Source organism: Gemmatimonadota bacterium (genome assembly GCA_026705765.1).
Taxonomy (GTDB): Bacteria; Latescibacterota; UBA2968; order UBA2968; family UBA2968; genus VXRD01.
On sequence record JAPPAB010000106.1, the window covers coordinates 44,394 to 66,281 of the forward strand.

Sequence of the window (21,888 nt, forward strand, 5' to 3'; positions counted from 1 at the left end):
TCGCTCCAATTCTCAATAATTCTCTACCCGTTCCGATAAAAACCTACAACCTAAAGCGCGGTGAGATCAAAGGGATTGGACCACGCCTTGTCGCCATTTGGTGCAATAATCTCAAAACGCACGTGTTTTGAACCGGGCCGCAGCGTAAATGTGGCGGTCTCAAACAGCTTACCACCCTCATGGTATTCGGTCCCCCTCGAATCTAATACCGCGGCAATGCGCTGTGCAGGTGAACATTTTACCGTGGCTTCAACCGCGCGGCCTTCCCCACCATGCAACTGAATATCAAAAATTTGTGGACCCGTTGACGCATAACCCGCGCCGGATTCCAGGGCTTCAACAATGGCTTCTGGCGACCGCTCCTTCACGCGCACCATTGTCCAGCCCTGATACGTATCGCGCGCTTCTGAATCAGCCGCGTGGGAATCGTCATTGCCCAGTGCCGGGAGCAATTGTCCGGACAAATCCATCCAATCGTCCCAGTGCACAGAAGACTCACCGCGTCCGGCGCACCGACAGGTCGTATTAAAAACCTCTATACCCGCCAAACCCGTCAACGGCATTGTATCGCGCAAAATATTGATCCCGCTCCAGTGCGGATGTGCGAGCCAGATTGAGCCACCCTGTTTTTTAACTTCATCAATCACATGTTGCGGGGGCATCGCCCGGGCATCCATATCCTCTGAAATATTGAGTGCCACAAAATGGTGGCGGTCCCCACCAAAGGGATTATCGGGATGCAATTCAGCACCCTGGATAAGCGTAAAGTTTTCAGGACAGGTCAGTGTTTCGACAAATGTGATATTATTGTGATCGGATACACACAAATAATCATAGCCCTGATTGACATACCCATCCACGCGTTCTTGTGGTGAGACCCGCCCATCCGAATTTGTCGAATGGCTGTGCAAATTGCCCTTCAGCCACATATAACCATCGCCATCAGATAAAACAAACGGATTTACCAACCCTTTTTCTTCGGACATAACAAACTCCTTTGAAAAGCGCGAATCAACGACGTAGTTTTTAGCAACTTTGGGTGGTTGGGCGGGGTTCGTCTATTCGTCTATTCGTCTATTCGTCTATTCGTCCACCAGACCTTCCCCGCCCGAACAGACGCACGACAAACCAACCGTTGCTCGCCCATCAACACCTGCTGCATTGCATCGGTCAACTCAAATTTACCCTTTTCCAACTCAAATACAGCGACATCGCCCGCAGCACCAACCCCCAGGTGTCCGAGATCATTCTCTCGATCAATCACCTGTGCAGGTTCAATGGTTGAGCGTTGAATCACTTCCTCGAGCGACATGCCCAAATTCAGAAACTTGGACATCGTCGTCGGCAAGTCGTAAACAGGACCATCGATATTGTACGAATGGATATCGCTGCTGATGGTATCGGGTGGAAAACCATCTTCCATAGCTGCGCGCCCCACGTCGTAACTAAAACTGCCCAACCCGTGTCCGATGTCAAAAATTACCCCGCGGTCTCGCGCATCCCACGCCTCAGAAATCACCTTTCCCCGGTTGTCGATAATCGACGCGGGTTGTGTACCGTGAAAACAATGGGTCACAATATCGCCCGGGCGCAGAGGCTGGAGCAGGTCGCGCAAAAGCACATCGGCATTGCTGATATGAACCATCAGGGGTTTTTCGCACCGATTGGCGGCTTCCAGGGCAATTTGCAACAAATCGCGCACATCCGCATCACCACCCACGCCTTTGTACAAACGCACCTTAACGCCCAGGGCTGTTTTCGGGTGATTCAAAACCGTCTGCGCGCACTCACTGGCCGACACATAGCCTTCATACACCATCTCGCCGCGCCGCCAGGGCAAGCCGACACCCGATAGATTGACATAGGCCAAAATGCGCGTTGAAGACGGTTCCATTACATAGCGCTCCAATCCGCGATAATTAATCCAACCCGCCGTCCCCGTATCAACGCTCGTTGTCACGCCTGTGCGCGGACACAGGTCATCGGCCTCTATCCCAAAACTCGACACATCTTTGTACACATGGGTATGCAAATCAATCAGCCCCGGCATCACGAGACATCCGCTTGCATCAATTACTGAATCGGCCGCCCCCAAATCGCACCCAATAGCAGCTACTACGCCATCCTTCAAAGCCACATCCAACGCGTCATGCACGCCATTAGCCGGGTCTATCACCGTACCACCTGTTATCAACACATCGTATTGTTCAGCCATATCTATCCTCACGATCGCTCCGCAATATAGGTTTCCGCATCGATTTTTCCCTCGGCAATCAATTCGCGGAACAGTGCCACAGTTTCCGCCACGCCTTCTGTCAGCGGCTTGTGCGCCACTTTGCCAATCGCAGCCTCTAACCCACTGCCATCGACTTCCTGGGGAAATGGCAACTGGATATCTTCAAACGTGACCTTATCCGCCGCCTCGGGTGCTGCCCGATCAATCGCATCCTTCACATCCTGCATATCGGGTGCAAATCCACCCAAATTAAACGCTCCGGCACCCGCGTAATCGGCTCGTGCAGCCTGAATAAACGCGCACGCCGTATCATCGGCATATTGAAAAACCGTGCGCCCGCCATAAGAAATGTGATAGGGCAAATTCGCCGCTGCTGCGAGCATAGCGGTCGTAGGCGTAGAAGTAATTCCCTGATCGCGCCCCACCCCATAGACTACATAGGGCCGAAAACCGATAGAAGACACACCCTCGTCGAGCCAATACACATGTGCGGTACCCTCATTCGCCTGTTTGTACACGCCGTAATGCGTATGGGGCATCAGTGCGGAATCATCTCGCATCACAGCGCCCGGCTCGTAATCCTCAGGCGCGCCAAAAACCGCGACAGAACTCGCATAGACCACTTTGTCAATACGCTCCTGCCGGCGTTTCACAGCTTCAAAAACATTTGCAGTACCCACCACATTGACGCGCGCACCGAGCGGTGGATCGGCTTTGCAAAACGGCACTTGAAGCCCTGCCAGATGAATGACATGCGTAATCTCATTATCATCCAGCGCCTGTTCAAAATCGGGCAAATCCGCAATATCGCCCGCGACAAAGTTCACCTGAGCCAATTCGCCATCTGACAGCAACAATTGCAACCGCCGAGGCTCTGTCGCCAGATCGAATACCGTAACCGGCACCCCTTCGCGCACCAGATTGTACACAGTCCACGCGCCAATACACCCCAATGCACCCGTAACTAAAAAACGCTCGTCAGCCATAATTCCCTCTAAAAAAATCCGTTGGCATACACAATCACCAACGGATTTTCGCTATGAAAATAAACCCTCTGCGATTAGAACAACAAGACCGATACCGACTTCTGGATCATGGCAATAGACACCGATGCCATGCCCACAAGCGCCATGCCCACAGAAAAGCCCACCATTAACACCGCTGCATAAATACGCCATTGTTGCTTGCCAAAACGCTTCCAGAAATAATAGCGAGCAATCAACGCACCGATGATCTCGGTGATCATAAAATGTGGAATACTGGTCAAACTGCGTATATAACCAAAAATCAGCAAGATGGGTAATCCAAATATGGACAAAACAATGAAGAATACAAGTCCTATTGCAAATCCGGTGCCAATAACCCAGGGTTTTAGAGCCTCAAACAAAATGGGCTGATCATCTGACGACTGTAAAAATGCTCCGTCAAAAGAAGGCACCTGATCGATCTCGTATTGATAGAACAATTCTCGGTCCTGGGGATCCATCGCCCGGGAAATGATCATTTCTGGATTTGGCGTACCCAGATGCGCGCCATTGTTCGCACTGCGTATTTCTGGAGCAGAAGGCAACCCTTGTGCTAAAGCATCGGAAATATCGGGGGGCGCGCGACTCAGTGTTGCGGGCGAATATGGTGGGGATTGTGTATCATCAAAATTGGTGTAAAAATAAGCTGTGCTCGACCACGGCCCATACCTGCGCTCGTCATCGGGTACACTATCCGGATCATCGGGTGTTGCCCGCACCCGCCAGTACCACCACGCATTATTCGACAAATTGGCTGGCGTCCACGTTACGGTGCCCTCCTCGGAATAGTCAACTTCCCCACGCATGGTACTGGTAATCCACACACACCGCTGAAGGGCGTTCAACGGCCAGAACAATTGCACATATGGATAGGCATCGGAAGGAATAGGCGCGAGTTTCCAGATGTAGGACCAGTACATAAAACTGGTCAGAAAAACCAGCGGCACCATAAAAATCTCAGCCTTCAAAATGCTCGTAAATTTGGTACCAGTCAACTCGATCTCTCGGAAACGCTGCGCTGCTGCGCCATAGTTATCCAGACCAAAATCCACAAACCAGATCTCAATCCCCCGGAAACCACTGAGAAAAATGGTAGCTTGTTTAATGTACGGAATACTCACGTTTTGCCCCACCATACCATCTAAACGGGCATTGACAAATGAAATGAGAGGCGTATATACAAATGCAAAAATAAAGAAAAAGATCAGTAGAGTGACGGTGACCAGTTGCGGAAAAAGAATTTTTGACAGAACAATGGTGTACAAACTCGCTATACAAAACAACACCACGCAAATCCAAATCCTGAAATCCCCCCGCCCGGGCGGCGTTTCCCACGATCCCTTCTCGGTCTTTTCAATCCGCGCAGTTCGCACCCCGCGCCACACCTGATAAAATCCAATAACAGTAATGGCAAATGTAATACCAATGCCAAAGCTCATCCAGAAATCAATACCCGTCACAAAATGGGTCTGAATGGTGTCCATCCCCATAAACCAGTGCGGCATAAATCCATAATGGTGTAAAATGGGACTTGCAATTGTATGGATCATCACGCCTATAAAAGCCCCCATCACGGCCCAGAATGGGGCGAGAAAACCCGCAAAAATGGGTCCCAGATGGAGGGTAAAGCCCAGTGGGGTTGCAGGTAAAAAATATCCCGTATATTGTGTGAAATCGACAAATGGAATCGGGATAAGCTGCACCGGTTGTTCCATAAACGCACCCGTAATGGCTGGTACAGCTACATAAAGCATCCCCCACACCAGGCCGATCACCGCCCCAACAGAAAACATGCGCCAGCGCCACGTAATATCCCCGCTGCTCTCTTCTGCCAATGCCATAGCCCCCTGTGCCGCGATAGGTGCAAATGGAAATGGCAACTTCTCGTAATCGGACGTGATGCGGAACAACACATAACTGGCGGAAAACCAGGCAATGCGACCCATAATCGTGCCCAGTATCAGCAATGCTATGGGCCAAAACCAATCGGCGTGTAAAAACGTGCGCTCGATCAGCGCCTCGGAATTTGCCTTCGGCGCGTACCACCACAATTCGCCCAGTGCTTTTTGTATGCCAAATTGTACGGCTGCGGGCGACTGCACAAAATACTGATTCCACAATAGACCTTCAAAAGCATTGGACTCTCGATTGACCAGCGCAATCGTCACGTAATACAGCAGATAAATTTCCTGTCGCTTGAGTACAGTAAACGAGCGCTTTGCCAACTCGATAAACAAAATAATCGTGACCCACTGCGCCGCCGCGCCAATGGAGCCACCGATCATCAGTTCCAGATAAATATTGCCTGGCACCATCACAATCGAGACAAATAACGCACCCACAATGGTCTTTGTATTAAAGCCATCGGCATATTCGTCGGGCGTTTCGAGCAGATCGCGATACTCTTCAATCTCTTCAAACTGCGTATTTTTCTTTGGTGGTTTGTCTTTGTTGCGTCTTAAAAGATTGCCTAAAGCCATAGATTGTCCCGTGTATAGATACTATGCGTTGGCCGCCGCTGTGGGAGCGGAGAGCAATTCCCGCCCTTTTTCCGTGTATTTGGTGCGATTGGTTGGATCAACCGTCCGCCAGATCAAAAATTGTTTGCGAAGCGCGTTCATAAAGCCCTGATTGACCCTCCGCCACGATGCCGCATCACCCGAAAGCCGATCTATTGTCAGCGTCATCGCAAAAATATTGTGCTCTCCCGTGGGCACGGCTTCAAAATGTACTTGCTGACTTACACCCAAATCATAAGGTGCCAACCATATCGTCGTATCAATCGTATATCCCGCGCCGGTTGCTGCTTCAATTGCACCAAACCGCGCACCATCTGTATAAAACGCACCCATGGACTCGCCCATGTGCGACTCGAAATAATCGACCAGAAATACCGACAGCCCAAACACGTCTTTACCGCCCACTGTAAAGGGAAATTCAAAATGCCAGTGATCACCTTCCGGGTCGGGCAATTTCCAGCGACGCGTCACATCGGGCACGGCCATCATTGACGCCTGGCGCGCGGGATAGAGCGACGAAATTAAAACCACCACCATCACCAGTGCCGAAGAAATCACCGTTGACAATGCTGAATAATTCACATTAAGCCCTTGCAACCACCCCTGCCACAACAAAACTTTGATCACGCCTTGACCGAGCAAATACCCCGATACAGTCCCCAAAACAGCATAAACACACGCCTCGGCAATAAACAAAAAGGCGATGTGTACAGGTGCCAACCCCACAGAAGAATAAATGCTAATTTCGCGAAAACGCTCGTACACCGATCCCATCATCGTATTCAACACAATCAGTGCAGCCACCAGGATGGGAACGAACAAATTGGCGAGGCCGGGCAATGGCCCCCATCCCAGCGAACTGTAAATCGATACCTGGATTTTGCCATCTTCCCCAGGAATACCCGCGTACACCACGACCGACAACCGCGATACATATTTTTTGACCTGTTCTTCAACATTTACATCTTCGCGCAAACGAATCGCCACAGATTGTAGTGGGCTACCCACCTCTCGCAATATCTTATAGGGAATAATGGCAATATCGTCGGGATCAATATGCTCGAATGGCATGTTCTCGAGTTGGGGTTGTTCCAGACCCTGTCTTTCGCGATTCTCCTGCTGGGTCATCTGAGAGATGATTTCATCATCCGTCAGCTTAAAATCTGCCGGACTCAACATCTCCCCGTCCAGATCCGGGTGATTGCGCATTTTTTCCGCGTCGATCAACCCCACGACTTTCAATTGTTTGCCAAATAAGCGCACGCTCTTTTTGCCGATATCTTCAGGCTCTACCTTGAGCAATCCGGCTATTTTGCCGGGCAAAATACACGCAAATTCGCCCTCTTCAAACCAGCGTCCATGGCTCAACAGAGTATCGATCCTCGTAACCGCCGGCTCATTAACAGCCAATCCCAATATCCCCAGCACTTTAGTCGTTTTTTCAGGCGTCTCGATAGGCGTCTTTTTCAAGTCTCGCGTCACATACCAACTGCGCGGCGCAATATCACCCTGATCAAAAAAATTGACGCGGGCATAATCATAAGCCGTATCCTCCAGCGGTCCCCAGAACTGGCTGCGGATTAACAGTCCTGGATATGTGCCTTCGGTATCATCCAGAGGAAGTTGATGAAAATCGAGCGTCGTCTTGATTGACGTAAAGGACAACACCGTAAATGTCAACAAGACCAGCGTGGCAAATGTCAGGCTCGTGCGCATTTTGCGCTTTTTCATGTTCGCAATACCCAACTGAAATGCCGCCACCGATGCACTTATTCGCCCCACATCCGTATCGTGCAACAATACCTCTTCTGTGCGCAGTTGTCGGATATTTTCGTGAAACCGCCCCGACACAATGGAAATCACAAAAATCGCCAGTGCAAAAATCACAAAAGCCAGCAAAATCACAAACGGATTGGAGAGATCAAAAGCGGGATGCACCTGCGAAAGCACGATCCAGATCACCATAAAAACCGCGCCAAAACCGCTGATTTGCACCCGGATATCCGAAAAGGTAAAAAGCAATCGCTCGACAAAAAACGCGCACGGAATGACCAGTATCATAAAGAAAATCACGCCGCGGATCACATCGTTTTGCGTTGATTTCACGTCTGGATAGGCGCGCGATTCGAGACCCATGCCCGCGCGCGTGTGTTTGACAAACAAATCCCATTTCTTGTCTTGCATCGCCTCTTCTGCCAGATCCAGATGGTGTTTGGCCTGCGTGTGCAAATTGGTCATCCGCTGATTCTCAATCGAATACTTCTCCAATTCGCGCATTCGCGCCTCGTTCAGCGTCCACATATCTTTTGCAGCCTGGTAAGAAGAGCGAATAAACGCCCCACCGTGTTGTAAAATCTGGAAGCCATCGCCGCGTGCGACTTCCACGCTTTCCGCACTCTTTGAGTTCAACAACAAGTAGCGCACGCCAATCTCCCGCTCCCGCATCACAATTTTGACCCGTTCGCCCGGCGTAGTAAAAATGGTTCCCACCGGTTCTTCTGGACCAAAACCGATGGCATAGCCGTATTCCTGTGGCGCAGTATTGCCGGGACCGAGCACGCTGATACTCGATAACTTGGTGAGATAACGCGGATCGACTGTTTCGTAAAAATCCGTTGCAATACACGGAAATAAAATCCGCGTACGCTTGGATATCCACCAGTCCATATTAAATTCGCCCCGGTATATGCGCGCCTGGCGACCGTGATTGGGCGCGTACGTAATTTCGCCGCTTTCTGGATCCATATAAAAAGCTTTCACATCCACGCGACGTTCGGCAATGCCCGGCATGTAAAATTCGCCATTTTCATCGGCAATGTCGTAATAGACGCGACGCACGCCTTTAATCGATTTGTCATTGCCCATTCGCAGCGAAGCCACAGCTCCGGGACGGGGGCGATCAGGTGTAATGCTTAGCCGGGGAAATGTGCGCACAAAACCCTGCAACCCTCGCATGCGGTCGTCGGGATCCAGCTTGTAATCGGGCAAAAAATCCTCGGAATTTAACCCGAGATCGAGCACGCCAGCAAGCAGGCGTATCTGCCCGGTGAGATTTTCGAAATTCACATGCTCGGGTTTATCCAGTGGGGTATCCACTCTGAAACGCGCATCGTTGACCGTAATGAGCGACAGTGCAGGCGTCCCCGCTTCCAAAACGACCTCGCCATCTGTTTTCAGAATTTTGCCCGGGATATACATATCCCAGCTCATGCCGCCTTTTGGATTGATCCCATCGATGAGGGCATCGGCGGGGTCCAGATCAAATCGCTCGGCTATTGCCTTTGAATAATGTATAAACGACTTGCCAAATGGCGTGAAGAAACGCTTGTAATAATAATTGCGCGTGCTGTTCCAAACCCCGATTTCATCTGTCTGACTCGTCAAATCCAGAGAAATCAACAGTGGCAAATCGAGGGGTTCGGTCATCAACGCGGCAAAATGCTTTTCCTTGCGCGAATGCCTGCTCAAAAAATCGCAAATGCCCCTGAAGCCGAGATGGTGCCCGGAAGAAGCGAGAAACAAAAGCGTGTGTTTGGGCGGGTACTTGCTAAAATATTCAGCCAACTTCATCATGCCCACAATCCCACACGCCATCTCCGCACCCGGCGCAAGCGCAGGCACCACAGACATCGCATCGTAATACGTATTGATCACCACGATTTTTTCGCTCAATACAGGATCGGTCCCGCGAATCCAGCCCAAAATATTCCGCGTCTCTTTCTTTTCCCAATCCATTCGCGCCTTCAAAGTGACATTGACCTCATCCTTTTGCGCGAGCAATGCCTTGAGTCTTTCGCCACTCTCCTTATCGATCCAAAATCGCTCAACACTATTGGGCACCTGCAAAAATTTGGTCTCTGCCTGCGCGGTAAACGTGGAATCGGGTTCAACAAATATTATCTGCTGCGCGCCGAGCATGGCGGCATTGAGCCAGTTATTCCACGAATTAAACTCCATCAACACCACCGCACCTTCTATATCGCGCCCATTAAATTCCGATACATCGCCAGTGCCACCCCACAAGAGATGCCCCCGCACGCCACCTGGGGGCAATGTGGTCGTCTTGACCAGATTGGGCCATAGACCGTGAATAGAAAAAACCTCGCCGGTATCTTCTACTTCTAAGCTGCCGCCCCGGTCTATGGGCACCGCCACGCCATACGTCTCGGCTTCGACGTCTTCTAATTCCAAACGCCGAAACTCGGATTCTATAAAATCCGCGGCTTTTTCATGGCCTTCATACCCCACTACGCGCGAGTCGTAGCGCACAAACTGATCCATCAACGCGTGAATCCCATCTTCGCGCACAGCATCCAGAACCCGTGTGCCCACTTCTTCTGCCCGCGGAACGGGTTCGGGGAGAACCTCGCCGGGCGTTTCCAATCCCAACAGAGTAGCTATATGGGGATTTACGCGATAGGGTCCCGCAATCAGAAGCGCAGTGACAAAAATCCCCAGACCGATAAGGCTCCACGTGATGTGCTTGTAATATTTATCCATAGCGATGTACCCAATGCCCGCGTTCAGGGAACCAGATTATGTCGATACCCACTGACAAAGCCACACCGAGAATATATCCGACGAGCAAACCGATGAACAGGGGTCTCGATTTGCGATAAACCGTTGGACCGCCTACTTTTATGATCACAAACTTAATCAACCATGCAAGAAAAGTCGTAAAACTGCTGCGCCGGACCAGATAAGAACCCGAAATCGCCAGACCCACGGGATGCAGCGGCCACCACGCAAAGCGATAGCGCATATAAATCAACCCGGCCATCATCAGACCGCCAATGCCAAAAAATACCGCTTGTTCGGGATTATCCTCATAAAATGGCGGCTCATCGGGTTTTTTGATCGCATCGACCGTACCCTGGAAATGGCGTTCGGCTGCCCGCGTAATCTCCCAACTGTTGAAATTATAAGCCCCCTGATCGTAACCCAACCACACGGTGAATAACATATTGAACAGCAAGCTGACAATAAACACCAGTCCAAGCGCGCCCATCAGCCGCCGCCGCTGATTGCCGGGAACGCCCTCGGAGACGCGTCCTGCATGGGAAAGCGCGGGCAAAAACAACCCCTTGAAATGCCCGGTAATCAAACCCGAATAGCGGTAAGCGACAATGGTGGCAAGCGGGATATTGCGCCGTCCAAAAAATGGTGCCACCATACTCCAGGGTCCTATCGGTGTATTGGTAAATGGCATGCCGGTATCCGCCAGGATCTTCGCCATACCCGTATAGACAAAAATTACGGCGAGGAGCAGCAAAAATCCTTGCAGCGGATCGAAATTCATCTGTGTCAGCCAGATAAACAAATATGCCATGCTGCACAGCAGACCGATACAAGCAGCGCGATAAGACATCAATTCCCCAGAGTCATCCACTGTGGGATCTCTCCCAAGTGCCTTCATCAACACATCTCTCAAATGTCTTCTCGCAACCCAGAAGGTCGAACACACAAAAACAATAAATGCGCCCGCAGTCTGCCAGTAATACACCCCCGTGCGATAATAAGGCGTGGTGGCTTTATAGCCCCACTTGCTGAGCTGACCGCCCTCAAAGATGAACAACAAATCAAAAAACCAGATTGAAAACAGAACATCCAGGCTGGCAAAATAAGAAAAAAGTATAGTAAAAATGCCAAAATATCCCCTGATAGGCGGCAATTGGCGATCAATCCAGTACCAGCGCGACCGGTAAATGGGAAAACGCGGAAAACCCGGTACAAAGTAATTGATACAATTCCAGGCCAGCACGCCAAACGCAATGGCAAACCCGATCCAGAACAAACGATTGCGCATAAACCCGGGCAACCATCCCTCGCCATCGCCCGGTTCAGAAACCATATCGATCAACGGCGCCATCGCGGGAAAAACCAGGCGTTCGTTTTGTACCCACTGTTTTCTCAAAACAGTAGCTACACAGGCCAGCATTAAAAAAGCTGCCGCCACAACCGTCGTCCACCAGAACAGGGGCAATACCCAAACATCCCAGGGGATAGTAGCACCACTCGGCAAGCCTTCGTAAAACCACGCAACGGCATTCCCCTTGTGACTCGGCAACAGCCAGTTGGGCAAAAGCGGGTGCAGGTGTTCAGCCCACTGATTTTCTTCCGTAGCAAAATAATAAGGCGCCGTGATATAGCCGATCAAATATCCCGTCAGGCCAAAACACGGCAGTGCCGCGCCCACGAGGCCCATCGCCAGAATCGCATGCCACTCGCCTGGTGAAAGTGTCCAGCCGGTCACCCTTGCAACAATCGCGAGTCCGATCATCAGAATCATCAACACGATCAGCATGGCCATTGGAATGTGGCTATACGTCATCAGCGGAGCGTGCAAGATGTAGCGCACACAAATAGCCAGCAGATCCAGGGCGACGACCAGAAATAGCCCCAATCCCACGGCGCGCAATGTTACTGCGGGTTGTGAACTCGCATCATCTGCTTCCGTCTGAATATTTTGCGTATCAAGAGCCATTGGCGCAGTTTTCACAAAAAAGCAAAATTCTAAAAAAATGTGAGGAATTAATTAACCCCCGCCCCTTGCATTTGTCAAATGGTTTATCTGTTTATAATTGTAAACCGGCATATAGCGCAACATCGCTTCTATTTACGAAAAAACGTACGCAAGAACCTTGACACCAATCAGCCGTTTTGTTAAATTTTGTTTTTTTATTGGGAAAGATGATGGCTCCCTAGCTCAGTTGGTAGAGCAGAGGACTGAAAATCCTTGTGTCGGTGGTTCGATTCCGCCGGGAGCCACCATTTTTTTAGTTGACCATACACAGACGTAGATTTTCTTTTTAAGTTCCAGATATAAAAAAGGGTGTGAACTTTCAGTGTTCACACCCTTTTTATTTTTTGGTAAAAAAATCACAAACTCTGAGCAACTCGAAACCCCACATAAAGGCTCCCGGCAAAGGCACTGTGTCGGTCGCGAGTAGCCGAGCGAAGGAAAAACCCTTCCAGATACCAGGCACCGCCGCGCACCACGCGCGCAGTGCGATCACCGACCTCCCACGCAGACCCGTCCTTGGGTGCTCCCACATATCTATTATTATACCAATCCTGAGTCCATTCCCACACATTGCCGTGCATGTCGTAAAGCCCCCAGGCATTGGCCTCGAACGATCCCACAGGTGCTGACATCTCATTATCCCACTGACTGCCGCACCCATTGCAATTGGCGCGGTTGTGACCGAGATTATGTCCCCAGCTATACCTCGTCACTGTTCCTGCGCGCGCCGCATACTCCCACTCTGCCTCGCTCGGCAAACGATAGTTTTTTCCCGTCTGCTCCGATAGCCATTCCGTGTACGCCACCGCATCATCCCAGGTGATATTGATCACCGGACGCCGCCCGCGCCCAAAACCTCTGTCATCTGCTCGCTCGCGCCCCGTCGCATCCGTGAAGAGATCGTATTCCTCAAATGTCACCTCGTACTTCGACAGCGCAAACGATTTAATCGTCACCTCATGCACCGGTCTTTCGGCATTGGTGCAACTTCTCCCGGACACGCACCCCATCTTAAAACGCCCCGCGGGAATCACCACCATCTCTGGCGACTTAAAAGCAGCCATCTTCTCCTGTGAAACCTGAGCGGATGCAACCGTGAAAAATCCCAATAAGACGAAAACAAAAATATTCCTGGTCACACTCTGCATGATATATCTCCTATCATTAATTACCTGATAAATGCTCATAACACAAAAAATAAAACAACTTCTTATGGATGAGAAACATATTTTTCACCTTCCGATAATCACATTGACCAGGGCGCCGGGGCGGACATACTTTCCCGCATTCAAAAAAAGACCCGTTACTTTGCACGTCCCATTTTCCGGATCAATTATGGGACTGATCCCGACGACGCGCCCGAGCAACGCGCGCTTTCCCCCGGCGGTCATCACGGCAGACAGCGGCATATTCTTATAGATCGCGTTCAGCATGTCCTCGGACACAAGCAGATGCACCTGAAGGTCCATATGGTCGATCACCCGCGCGACCGCGGTGTAAGCCAGTATCCAGTCGCCTGCCTTTACATTGACCTCGACCACCATCCCGTCCTGGGGTGCGATGATCGCGGTTCTGTCCAGTTCCATGCGCGCGGTGACCCAGTTGCAGTGCGCGACCTCGGCATCAAAGCGGACATTCTCAAGCTGCTGGTCACTGATCAGTTTCTTATCGTGCAACATTTCCCAGCGCGCTTTCAGGGTCTGGGCCTTCTTCAATGCAATTCGAGCTGCTGCTTCCTTCACGCGCAGATCTCGGCGGATTAATACCATAAGGGTATCCCCTTTGACCACCCGGTCTCCCACCTCAAAGTTGACCTGCTGCATCCGCGCGTTCATCCCGGCATAGACCGTCGCCGACCGCGCAGGTACTAAAGGTGCTCTCAATATCAGTTCTTGTGCATTGCCCCTTGCGGCAATGAGCATGAGGAACAGGCCGCACAGAAACATCGCGTTGTATATCATAGTTGGTCTCCTGTCAGACGAATACGTAACACACCCCTGAATCGCACGTTTTTGCGTTTCAGGGCCTCGATCTCTTTCTGCTTTTCCGCCAGTTCTTTCTCAATTTCCCACCGTTTCAGGTAGTGAACAGGCGGATAAGCCATTTTCAGGTCCTCCAGTTTTTCAAAAGCCTCTTGCTTCTGCCTTGACAAATCTTTTACGCGCTCAGTGAGACCTCTTAAAACGGGCCGAAACCGCGAAACCTCCTTTTTTTGCGCAAATTTGAATTCAATCTCCCGAGTAGTGAAACGGACAGCACCGCCCAGACGTTCTTCCTCTCCAACTTCAAAAGAAGCATCTGCCTCAAGCAGCCCAGATACAAAACTGTTTACGGGAATCCGTTCCACCATCTCCTGATAGGTCTCGCCTTTCAACCGGATCGTCTGTATTCTCACGGGGCGATCCGTCTCCTCCACGCGCACCTTATCCGGCAAAATAGCGCCGTGTTCTCCGCATGTCAGAACTCGCCCATTGAAAAAGATCCAGAACCACGCGGGTCTCGCATCGAGGATCAGGGCTTTTCCACTCACCTTCTCCCGCGTGTGTCGCCATTGTCCTTCAAAATTCAAATAGGTTTCTGTATTGGCTCTCCGATAATCTGAGTATGCGGCCGAAGGCGTCGCCATCAGGTATCTAAATGATCGCCAGATACCGCCCTTATGTGATACGGGCATGAACGCCACGAGCAGTATGACAACCACAGCCAATACAGTACCCTCCCCCATAAGGGATCCGGTTTTGACCCTGTATTTCGCGCTGCCGGGAAATACACAAACCGCGGGATGGGGATAAAACAAGGGCACGCCGCTTTTGGTCGTACTATCGGCGATCAAGTGGCTCATATAGCCCAGGAGTATGGCCGCATAACACGCGGTGTCCCAGGCGAGTAAGGGCAAAGTGACAACCGATAGCGCAAGCACACAGAGCAGCGAATGCGTAATCGAGCGATGCCCCCACCGCCGCTCAATCGGGATGGAAGCAAAGGGCATCGCCCGACCAATAGAACTTCTCGGCGAATCCACATCCGGAAGCAGGCTCCCTATGATCGCGCATGCGACCGCGGGAAGATTGCGGTGAAAGGACAAGGAAAAGAGCGAAAAGGATCCCGCTACCGTGAGCAGCCCAAATGCAATATGTGTAGGTGCAGTCATCGTTTGAACCTGTACATAAAGAATCGAATGCCTACAAGAATCGCGCTGCCAATACCCGCCAGCACATAGCCCTCCATACTCCCGATACCGCGCATGAAGAATCGCGCCGCGACCACGAATAGGAGAATCAGCACCACGGCGAACGTGAGATCGATCTGATCTCGCGCGCCCGTGTGGGACACATCCCTGACCGCGGATCGGGTTACCGCCGGTTCTTTGCGAAGCCGTTCCACAATCTCAATAATGGCGCGCGGATTGCCAGCACTCTGTTGTAATACCCGAGTCTCGGTCATGGCGTAGTCTTCTATGTCGGCGCCCGCGGCGCACTGGCGGATCAGCTTCTTGGCGTCCTCGGTAGATAGGTGCTCTACTTCTACGCATTCGAACTTCCAGAAGTATTTCTCGTAAGGCTTCCGGACTTCTGGTAGAGCAGCAATAATGGTAAACTTGCGGTTGAGTTTGTCGATTAATCGCCCGACGGAGGCGGTCATATCCGACAGGTCATCCACGATCAACACGAACTCGTTTCTCTCAACTGAGCCGAGCACCATATCGGTCCAGCCCTGAATGCTCGTGCGGGTGTGTTGCTTTTTGATCGTTTCAAAGTTGTCTGGACCATCCGGACATAGCCTTCCGATTTTGTGCAACCCCTCCGCAATATTTATCAGGTTCTCTTTCACTGGTGAAAGCGTCTTTACCTTCAGTGCGTTCTCTGCGTCGAGTAGCGCGAGCAAATGGCTTTTGCCCACGCCGATTGGACCAACGACCAGGGTATCAATACCCTTGCTCAAGTTGCCTGTGAGCTGGCACAATTCCTCATCGCGTCCCACTGTCTTTCCCATCCCGACCCTCGACCGCGCAAAGAATCTGTAATCGCGATTCTTCAGGCGCGACCACCACCGCGACAACCGCGATCTGCGGTCAATGCGATCAACAGAACGCCGCTTTTGCTCTTCACTAACAGAGATGTAAATGGACGCCGCCTCAATGGACGCATGCCCCATCAAGTCCTTGATCCGCTCAACCGGCACATCCCGATCTGCGAGGTCTGTGCCGAAGGTGTGCCTGAGCATGTGCGGATGGACGTGGCGGATCCCCGCGCGCTGGGCGCAGGTCTTCAGGGCTGCCCACACGGTCTTGCGGCTGAGACGCTGTCCGTTGCGGAGATTGCAAAAGACGTATTCAGAATCCGAAAACCGACGGGACTCCAGCCATTCTCGGAGCACATCCTGCACCTCGGGGTTCATCGGGACAACGCGCTCTTTGCCACGCTTATCCGCAAAGCGAAGGCTCGGTGTGTCCGTTGACCAGTGGATATTGTCAACCGTGAGTGAACACGCTTCGGATACGCGCAGACCACACATCGAGAGCACGGCAATGAGCGCGCGATCACGCGAATTCATGCGTACGGATTTGAGTGCTTCAAGCTCGTGTTGCGCGAGCGCTTTTGGTACTGCTGGACGGGTTACAAGTGACTGGTGAACCATGGAAATACCCTCCTGTATGGGTTGGAATTGAAACTTCGTGCCCTTCAAATAGTGCAAAAATCGTGCCAAAATTTGCCCAAAATCCCGTAACTGATTGCAGGAGAGTATGTTTTTAAAAAATGCCCAAAAATGGACATGCGAAAAAGTGTTTCAAATGAAACAGTTGGTGTTTCAAATGAAACAGTAAGTGTTTCAAACGAAACAGTTTGATTAGAATTAAATAAGTGGACTATTAGGGATATTACACAAAAAAAGCCCTGAAGAACACAGGGCATTTTGGAGGATATTTATGGTAATGATGCTCGGATTAGCACTATACTGGAAATGTCGCGATCATCCGGGGCAGGGGACCAGCGGATGCAATAACTAAAACAAAACGACTTTCTGTTAATTGAAATGTTATACACCAAAACAGGTCAAGTCCAATTTAGCGAGATGATACTGTTTCTTGCAGAGGATGAAAAGAAATTCGAATCTGTTTATGTAATGCGGCGGCGATTCGCCGTAGCATAGCCAGTGAGTGCCCTTCGTAGTCTGCATTTTCAAGTCTGCAGATGACAGATGCCGATGTCCCAACCTTTTTTGCCAATTCTCGTTGGGACAGTCCAGACTCGATTCTGATCTGGTAAAGTTGGGCAGCAACTTCGGCGTGTATTCTTTCTGTTTTTAACAGGACTTCCATTTCCTGGTCGCCTTCAACATAGCGTTTGTGAAGAATCGCTACGGCATCGGTAGTTTTTTGTGTTTTCATCAATCATTCTCCAGCGAATAGGTGTGTCGCCCGGGGTTCTGTTCAAAGTTTCTTTTTCTTTGAATTGCGAGGTTAATTTCTGTGGAAGGCACGCGCTGTTCTTTAACAATACCGTGTGAAATCACAGTGGCATTACGTCCCCAAAAAAAGTAAAGAAGCCGATATTGAATGCCGCGATAAGCGATGCGAAGCTCATAGATGTCGTCTCTCAAGTAATCAGATTCGGGCCTCCGAAGTTCATGACCTAATTTTTGGAGTCGTTCAATTTTCACGATACATTTGGCTTTGACTTTAGGAAGGAGTGCGTCAAGCCAGGCGAGAACTGGAACGTTTCCATTCGTTTCTTGATAGAATATGACCTGGATTTCCGGCATTGAGTATCGTTATTTCCTGAGTGACGCTTTCTATATTTATTTTAATGTTCTCAAATTTAAGAACAAAGTCAACAGATTTTATTGAGTAGCCGGCGCACCGTGCCTACGCCCACGCCACTGTTCACTATCTCCGTCGCGGCTGTATGCCGAAACTGATGGATCTCGCATTTGACCTCTGCCTGATCACACAGCTTTGTCCACTGATACAGCGCGATCCCATAACTCATGCGCTGATCTTTGTATTTTCCCGTCCTGAGGTAAAACTATCGGTTATTTCCCCTCAAGTTCTGCCGCCAGTTGCGCCAACCACGCATCCACATCCGGGGGAATATCCAGCGGTCGTCTGACCATATTTATTTCAGGATATCCGCCCACCTCGTTCTGACTATCTATCATCCGGCCTTCGCGCGTTCGAAATTCGTGTATAATCCGTTTGTCAATTGCATCGCGGTCTTTCGGACGCGCACCCGCGCTTGCCACCACATGTTCCACTACCGCTGATGCGGGCAATGGTGTGATGTTGCCCCAGATGGGTTTCTCTTCCAAAATGCGGATATTGCCCGAGGTCAAAGGCACATTGGTTCCTGTTCTATCCAACGCGATATTATCCTCGAGATACGCATCACCCGTTGCCGATACCAATGCCAGTCCTGACCGTGTATCGTTGCCGTGGATCATCACGTTGCCCACCACACTCACCCTCGCATTTTGTGGGATAAAATCGACATCGTTAAACTGCCCACTGATAAGATTAAGGTGAATTGCTCGAGATCCTGGATTATAGATCAGATTGTTCACAATAACACCTGTTGCAGATGCCTTAAAAAGTGGACTGCGCTCTACATTATGGGCATACAAATTGCCGATAATGGCAATTTCTCGGCAGAAATCGTGAATCAGCGATCCCTTTGAATGTGGGCCGCCGCTATGAGACGCATCATGCAGACCTTCGGAGATAATACAATTGCGAAATGTGATGCGATGAGAAGTCGCATCCGGTCCTTCTGTACGCGGACCAGACGCGCTCAAATTCTCATCTACTGCCCATGAAATCGAACAGTGATCGATTAACACATTATAAGCTTCACCTCCCCACGTTGAAATACCATCAGGCTCCCATCCACTTCTTTTGGGTTCTCCCGCATCGCCCGGTCGCACCCGAATATGTTGCACAATCACATCGTGTGTCTCAATGAAAATGGCACCGCGAATGATTGTAATGCCCGGACTCGGCGCGGTTTGTCCCGCCACTGTCACATACGGTTCGCTAATGGTCAACTGCGCCTTATTCAGATCAATTACGCCTCCCACTTCAAATACCACAATACGCGGTCCCGATGCAGATAGTGCCTCATTCAGTGATCCCTGTCCACTTGCAGACAGGTTTGTCACCCGAAGGACTCTGCCTCCACGTCCACCAGGCGTGTTCATACCAAAATCGCTGGTCTGATTCTCCGTAATATCAAAGCGGTGTGCATACCTATCCAGCCCATCACGGGTATTATCTTCTTCTTGCCCTGTAGGTTTATCACCACCACACGCGATAAGTGCGACAAATATGCACAACACGATTTTTTGGATTAAATTCATAACGCGATTCCCCGCTCTGCACGCACCAACTGAATCGCTATGCCTGAAAACTCTGTTGTCGTGCGAAAACCTATCATACCCACCAGACCACTGCTGAGCAGATTGGTATAATTAATTCTACGCTGTCACTACTGACGTTGTGCTGCGCGTGGGCGTTTACAAAAAAACACCAGGTATCCGTCACCCCCTCGCCCATTCTCGATAGCAAGCATTACGGCAGATTCAATGGTATTTTTATCTCAGCCTCGGGTTCTCGGTAAGCGCGATAGGTTGCCCAATAAGTCTCTCCCGAATAGGCATTGAGTCGGAAGACCTCCGTACCGTTAGCATCAACCTCACTTAGTGCTACCGCCCTCTCCTCTATCCCCAGACTTTCGCCGTAACCGCGGTCATTCCGCCACGCAATCAGCCAATTCCCATTATCGAGCACCGTAACCCCTCCCCACCAGGGCGTATAACCGTATTTCGGCTCCAACCGAAACTGACGTATGAAACTGGCCCGACCACTAAGAGGATCAATCGCGTATTCTACCACCCGGGAAAACGGCTCCAGGTCACTGCGATCAGGAGATTCGCCAATCCGCGCGCTCAGACAACCGCTACCATTGTCAAACAGAACGAGGGTACCCGCATCGGTCAACGTCGGCTGGTGCTGCGCGCAAAATTCTCCCCGACCTTCCTCATCGCCCTCTATCGACAGAAACACGCGGTCATCCGGGAATGATTCCCCTTGATCGGTGCCCCCGAGTTGCCACACAATACGCGTACCCGGATTATCTTCGGCCTTTGCTGAACGATCAATCCGCAAAACTTGAGTACATCCTCTAAACGACGCGATGATATCCCCCTCTATCACTTGTATGGAATTGATATGTGCATAATCCCTCTTGAATTGATTCCACAGACAATCCGGATCAATCGTCAGGTGGTCAAAGCCGACCCAACGGTAAACCTCCTCGCCCATCGGGGTAACTTCCTGGATAACTGGATCTGTCGTATTGTGTACACCGTGTACACCAAAGTCGCGTTGCGCCGGATTATAGGCCATAAACATAAAATTGCCCTCATCAGTGATTAAAAAATCGTGACTTGTAGCTTGCATCACCGGAGGGAGGGGTTCTATCGTCTTGATCAACTCAAACGATTCGTCGAACAACTCTATCTCTGATATAAAGGAAAACGCACGCGGCTCTGGCACCTGCTTGGCTACCGAATAATGCACCTTTCGCCCATCTATCGTCGGACCGGTAGTATGACGCTGGAAGTGAGAACGTCGGGAAGAGAACCTGCGGTGGAATCTGGGCACACCACTGTTATCCATGACAACCATGAAGAAAGGGGGATTGACGCCTTTTATACCTAAATTCATAAACATCAAGCCATCTGACACCCCAGCTTGTTTCTTCACAACTTTGATCTCGGGAAAATCCGGGGGAATACAGTGGACAACATAAGTCACCGAACACTGTCCATCACCGACTTCTATTGCTATATCGTGATCGCTATCCACAACGACCGCTTCATCCATATCCCGACCCGACATCTGATTATTATTCAGCTTTACCCGGGCCTTCTCATCCTTAGCCCTCGCACTCACCTGCAACTTCGTGGCATCTTCGCATCGGACGGCATAATGGCGAACATCGGAATCAAACGCCGGATACATCTCGCCAATACCACCGGTCACCGCAAGAGAACTCAGTACCAGATCCTCCTCAGACAATCCTGCTGATTTACCGAAGTGATCGGCAAAAATCAAGAAATCAGACACTGAAATCTCGCCATCACCATCCAAATCATACCGCTCTTCATACCCCTCACCACCGCGTCTTGAACCGAAATGATCGACAAAGAGCAAAAAGTCGGGAATATCCACTATCCCGTTCTCATTAAAATCAGGTAAAGACTCTGCCGAGACTTCCAGAGCAGAGCTAAAGGACAATAGCACCACTACTGAAATAGATGTAAAACAACGCACGCGAAACAAATTATATCCTCCTGAAGTAAAATGGCCATCCGGCCTCTAATTACACAGAACTGATGACCATTGTGTACTACCCCTGCACATCAAACGTTGGGTGGCGGATGAAAAATAAATTCACCACCCCAGGCCGGGCTGTGAAAGACGTATCATCTTATTGTAATCTGCCTGAGAGACGCCTATCCCGAGCAATTCAAGCCAGCGGCATCTTCAATGCCCTGAAGCCACGTCTGAAAGGCAGCATCAAGCGG

Annotated in this window: 15 protein-coding genes and 1 tRNA gene; 1 reads left to right on the forward strand and 15 read right to left on the reverse strand. The window is 50.6% G+C overall.

Annotation, left to right across the window (positions count from 1 at the left end; genetic code table 11):
* Positions 1 to 50: 50 nt before the first annotated feature.
* The 6 genes from OXH16_14985 to OXH16_15010 form a co-directional block, all read right to left on the reverse strand.
* Positions 51 to 986: a CehA/McbA family metallohydrolase gene (locus tag OXH16_14985; GenBank protein MCY3682704.1), complete on the reverse strand. Its 936-nt coding sequence runs from the start codon at positions 984 to 986 to the stop codon at positions 51 to 53.
* An 80-nt stretch (positions 987 to 1,066) separates the two neighbouring features.
* Complete coding sequence (locus OXH16_14990) at positions 1,067 to 2,215, reverse strand: amidohydrolase/deacetylase family metallohydrolase (GenBank protein MCY3682705.1); 1,149 nt, start codon at positions 2,213 to 2,215, stop codon at positions 1,067 to 1,069.
* Positions 2,216 to 2,223: 8 nt separating this feature from the next.
* A complete protein-coding gene (locus OXH16_14995; protein ID MCY3682706.1) occupies positions 2,224 to 3,222 on the reverse strand; it encodes an NAD(P)-dependent oxidoreductase in 999 nt (332 codons plus the stop codon).
* A 74-nt stretch (positions 3,223 to 3,296) separates the two neighbouring features.
* Positions 3,297 to 5,741 (reverse strand): hypothetical protein, encoded by a 2,445-nt coding sequence (locus OXH16_15000; protein ID MCY3682707.1) that lies wholly within the window; start codon positions 5,739 to 5,741, stop codon positions 3,297 to 3,299.
* Between the two features lie 21 nt (positions 5,742 to 5,762).
* Positions 5,763 to 10,280, reverse strand: coding sequence for a hypothetical protein (locus OXH16_15005; protein ID MCY3682708.1), 4,518 nt, complete (start codon positions 10,278 to 10,280; stop codon positions 5,763 to 5,765).
* On the reverse strand, positions 10,273 to 12,264 hold the full coding sequence (locus OXH16_15010) for a hypothetical protein (GenBank protein MCY3682709.1): 1,992 nt from the start codon (positions 12,262 to 12,264) through the stop codon (positions 10,273 to 10,275). The genes OXH16_15005 and OXH16_15010 overlap by 8 nt, the downstream gene beginning before the upstream one ends.
* A gap of 211 nt (positions 12,265 to 12,475) precedes the next feature.
* Between OXH16_15010 and OXH16_15015 the strand changes: the two genes are divergently transcribed.
* Positions 12,476 to 12,551 (forward strand) — tRNA-Phe (locus OXH16_15015).
* Positions 12,552 to 12,659: 108 nt separating this feature from the next.
* Here OXH16_15015 and OXH16_15020 read toward each other — a convergent pair.
* The 9 genes from OXH16_15020 to OXH16_15060 all read right to left on the reverse strand — a co-directional run bounded on the left by OXH16_15020 (position 12,660) and on the right by OXH16_15060 (position 21,634).
* Complete coding sequence (locus OXH16_15020; protein MCY3682710.1) at positions 12,660 to 13,451, reverse strand: formylglycine-generating enzyme family protein; 792 nt, start codon at positions 13,449 to 13,451, stop codon at positions 12,660 to 12,662.
* 84 nt (positions 13,452 to 13,535) lie between these two features.
* Entirely contained in the window at positions 13,536 to 14,264 is a 729-nt protein-coding gene (locus OXH16_15025) for an efflux RND transporter periplasmic adaptor subunit (protein ID MCY3682711.1), read from the reverse strand.
* Positions 14,261 to 15,454 carry a metal-dependent hydrolase gene (locus OXH16_15030; GenBank protein ID MCY3682712.1) on the reverse strand — a complete coding sequence of 398 codons (1,194 nt, stop codon included), beginning with the start codon at positions 15,452 to 15,454 and terminating at the stop codon, positions 14,261 to 14,263. The genes OXH16_15025 and OXH16_15030 overlap by 4 nt, the downstream gene beginning before the upstream one ends.
* Entirely contained in the window at positions 15,451 to 16,941 is a 1,491-nt protein-coding gene (locus OXH16_15035; GenBank protein ID MCY3682713.1) for a tyrosine-type recombinase/integrase, read from the reverse strand. The genes OXH16_15030 and OXH16_15035 overlap by 4 nt, the downstream gene beginning before the upstream one ends.
* A gap of 427 nt (positions 16,942 to 17,368) precedes the next feature.
* The gene (locus OXH16_15040) at positions 17,369 to 17,692 is read right to left on the reverse strand and encodes a helix-turn-helix transcriptional regulator (GenBank protein ID MCY3682714.1); all 324 of its coding nucleotides are present in this window, start codon (positions 17,690 to 17,692) and stop codon (positions 17,369 to 17,371) included.
* Entirely contained in the window at positions 17,692 to 18,066 is a 375-nt protein-coding gene (locus OXH16_15045) for a type II toxin-antitoxin system RelE/ParE family toxin (protein ID MCY3682715.1), read from the reverse strand. The genes OXH16_15040 and OXH16_15045 overlap by 1 nt, the downstream gene beginning before the upstream one ends.
* A 68-nt stretch (positions 18,067 to 18,134) precedes the next feature.
* The gene (locus OXH16_15050) at positions 18,135 to 18,293 is read right to left on the reverse strand and encodes a hypothetical protein (GenBank protein ID MCY3682716.1); all 159 of its coding nucleotides are present in this window, start codon (positions 18,291 to 18,293) and stop codon (positions 18,135 to 18,137) included.
* A gap of 43 nt (positions 18,294 to 18,336) precedes the next feature.
* Positions 18,337 to 19,656, reverse strand: a complete 1,320-nt coding sequence (locus OXH16_15055) for a right-handed parallel beta-helix repeat-containing protein (protein MCY3682717.1) — start codon at positions 19,654 to 19,656, stop codon at positions 18,337 to 18,339.
* A gap of 211 nt (positions 19,657 to 19,867) precedes the next feature.
* Complete coding sequence (locus OXH16_15060) at positions 19,868 to 21,634, reverse strand: aryl-sulfate sulfotransferase (protein MCY3682718.1); 1,767 nt, start codon at positions 21,632 to 21,634, stop codon at positions 19,868 to 19,870.
* Between the last annotated feature and the right edge of the window lie 254 nt (positions 21,635 to 21,888).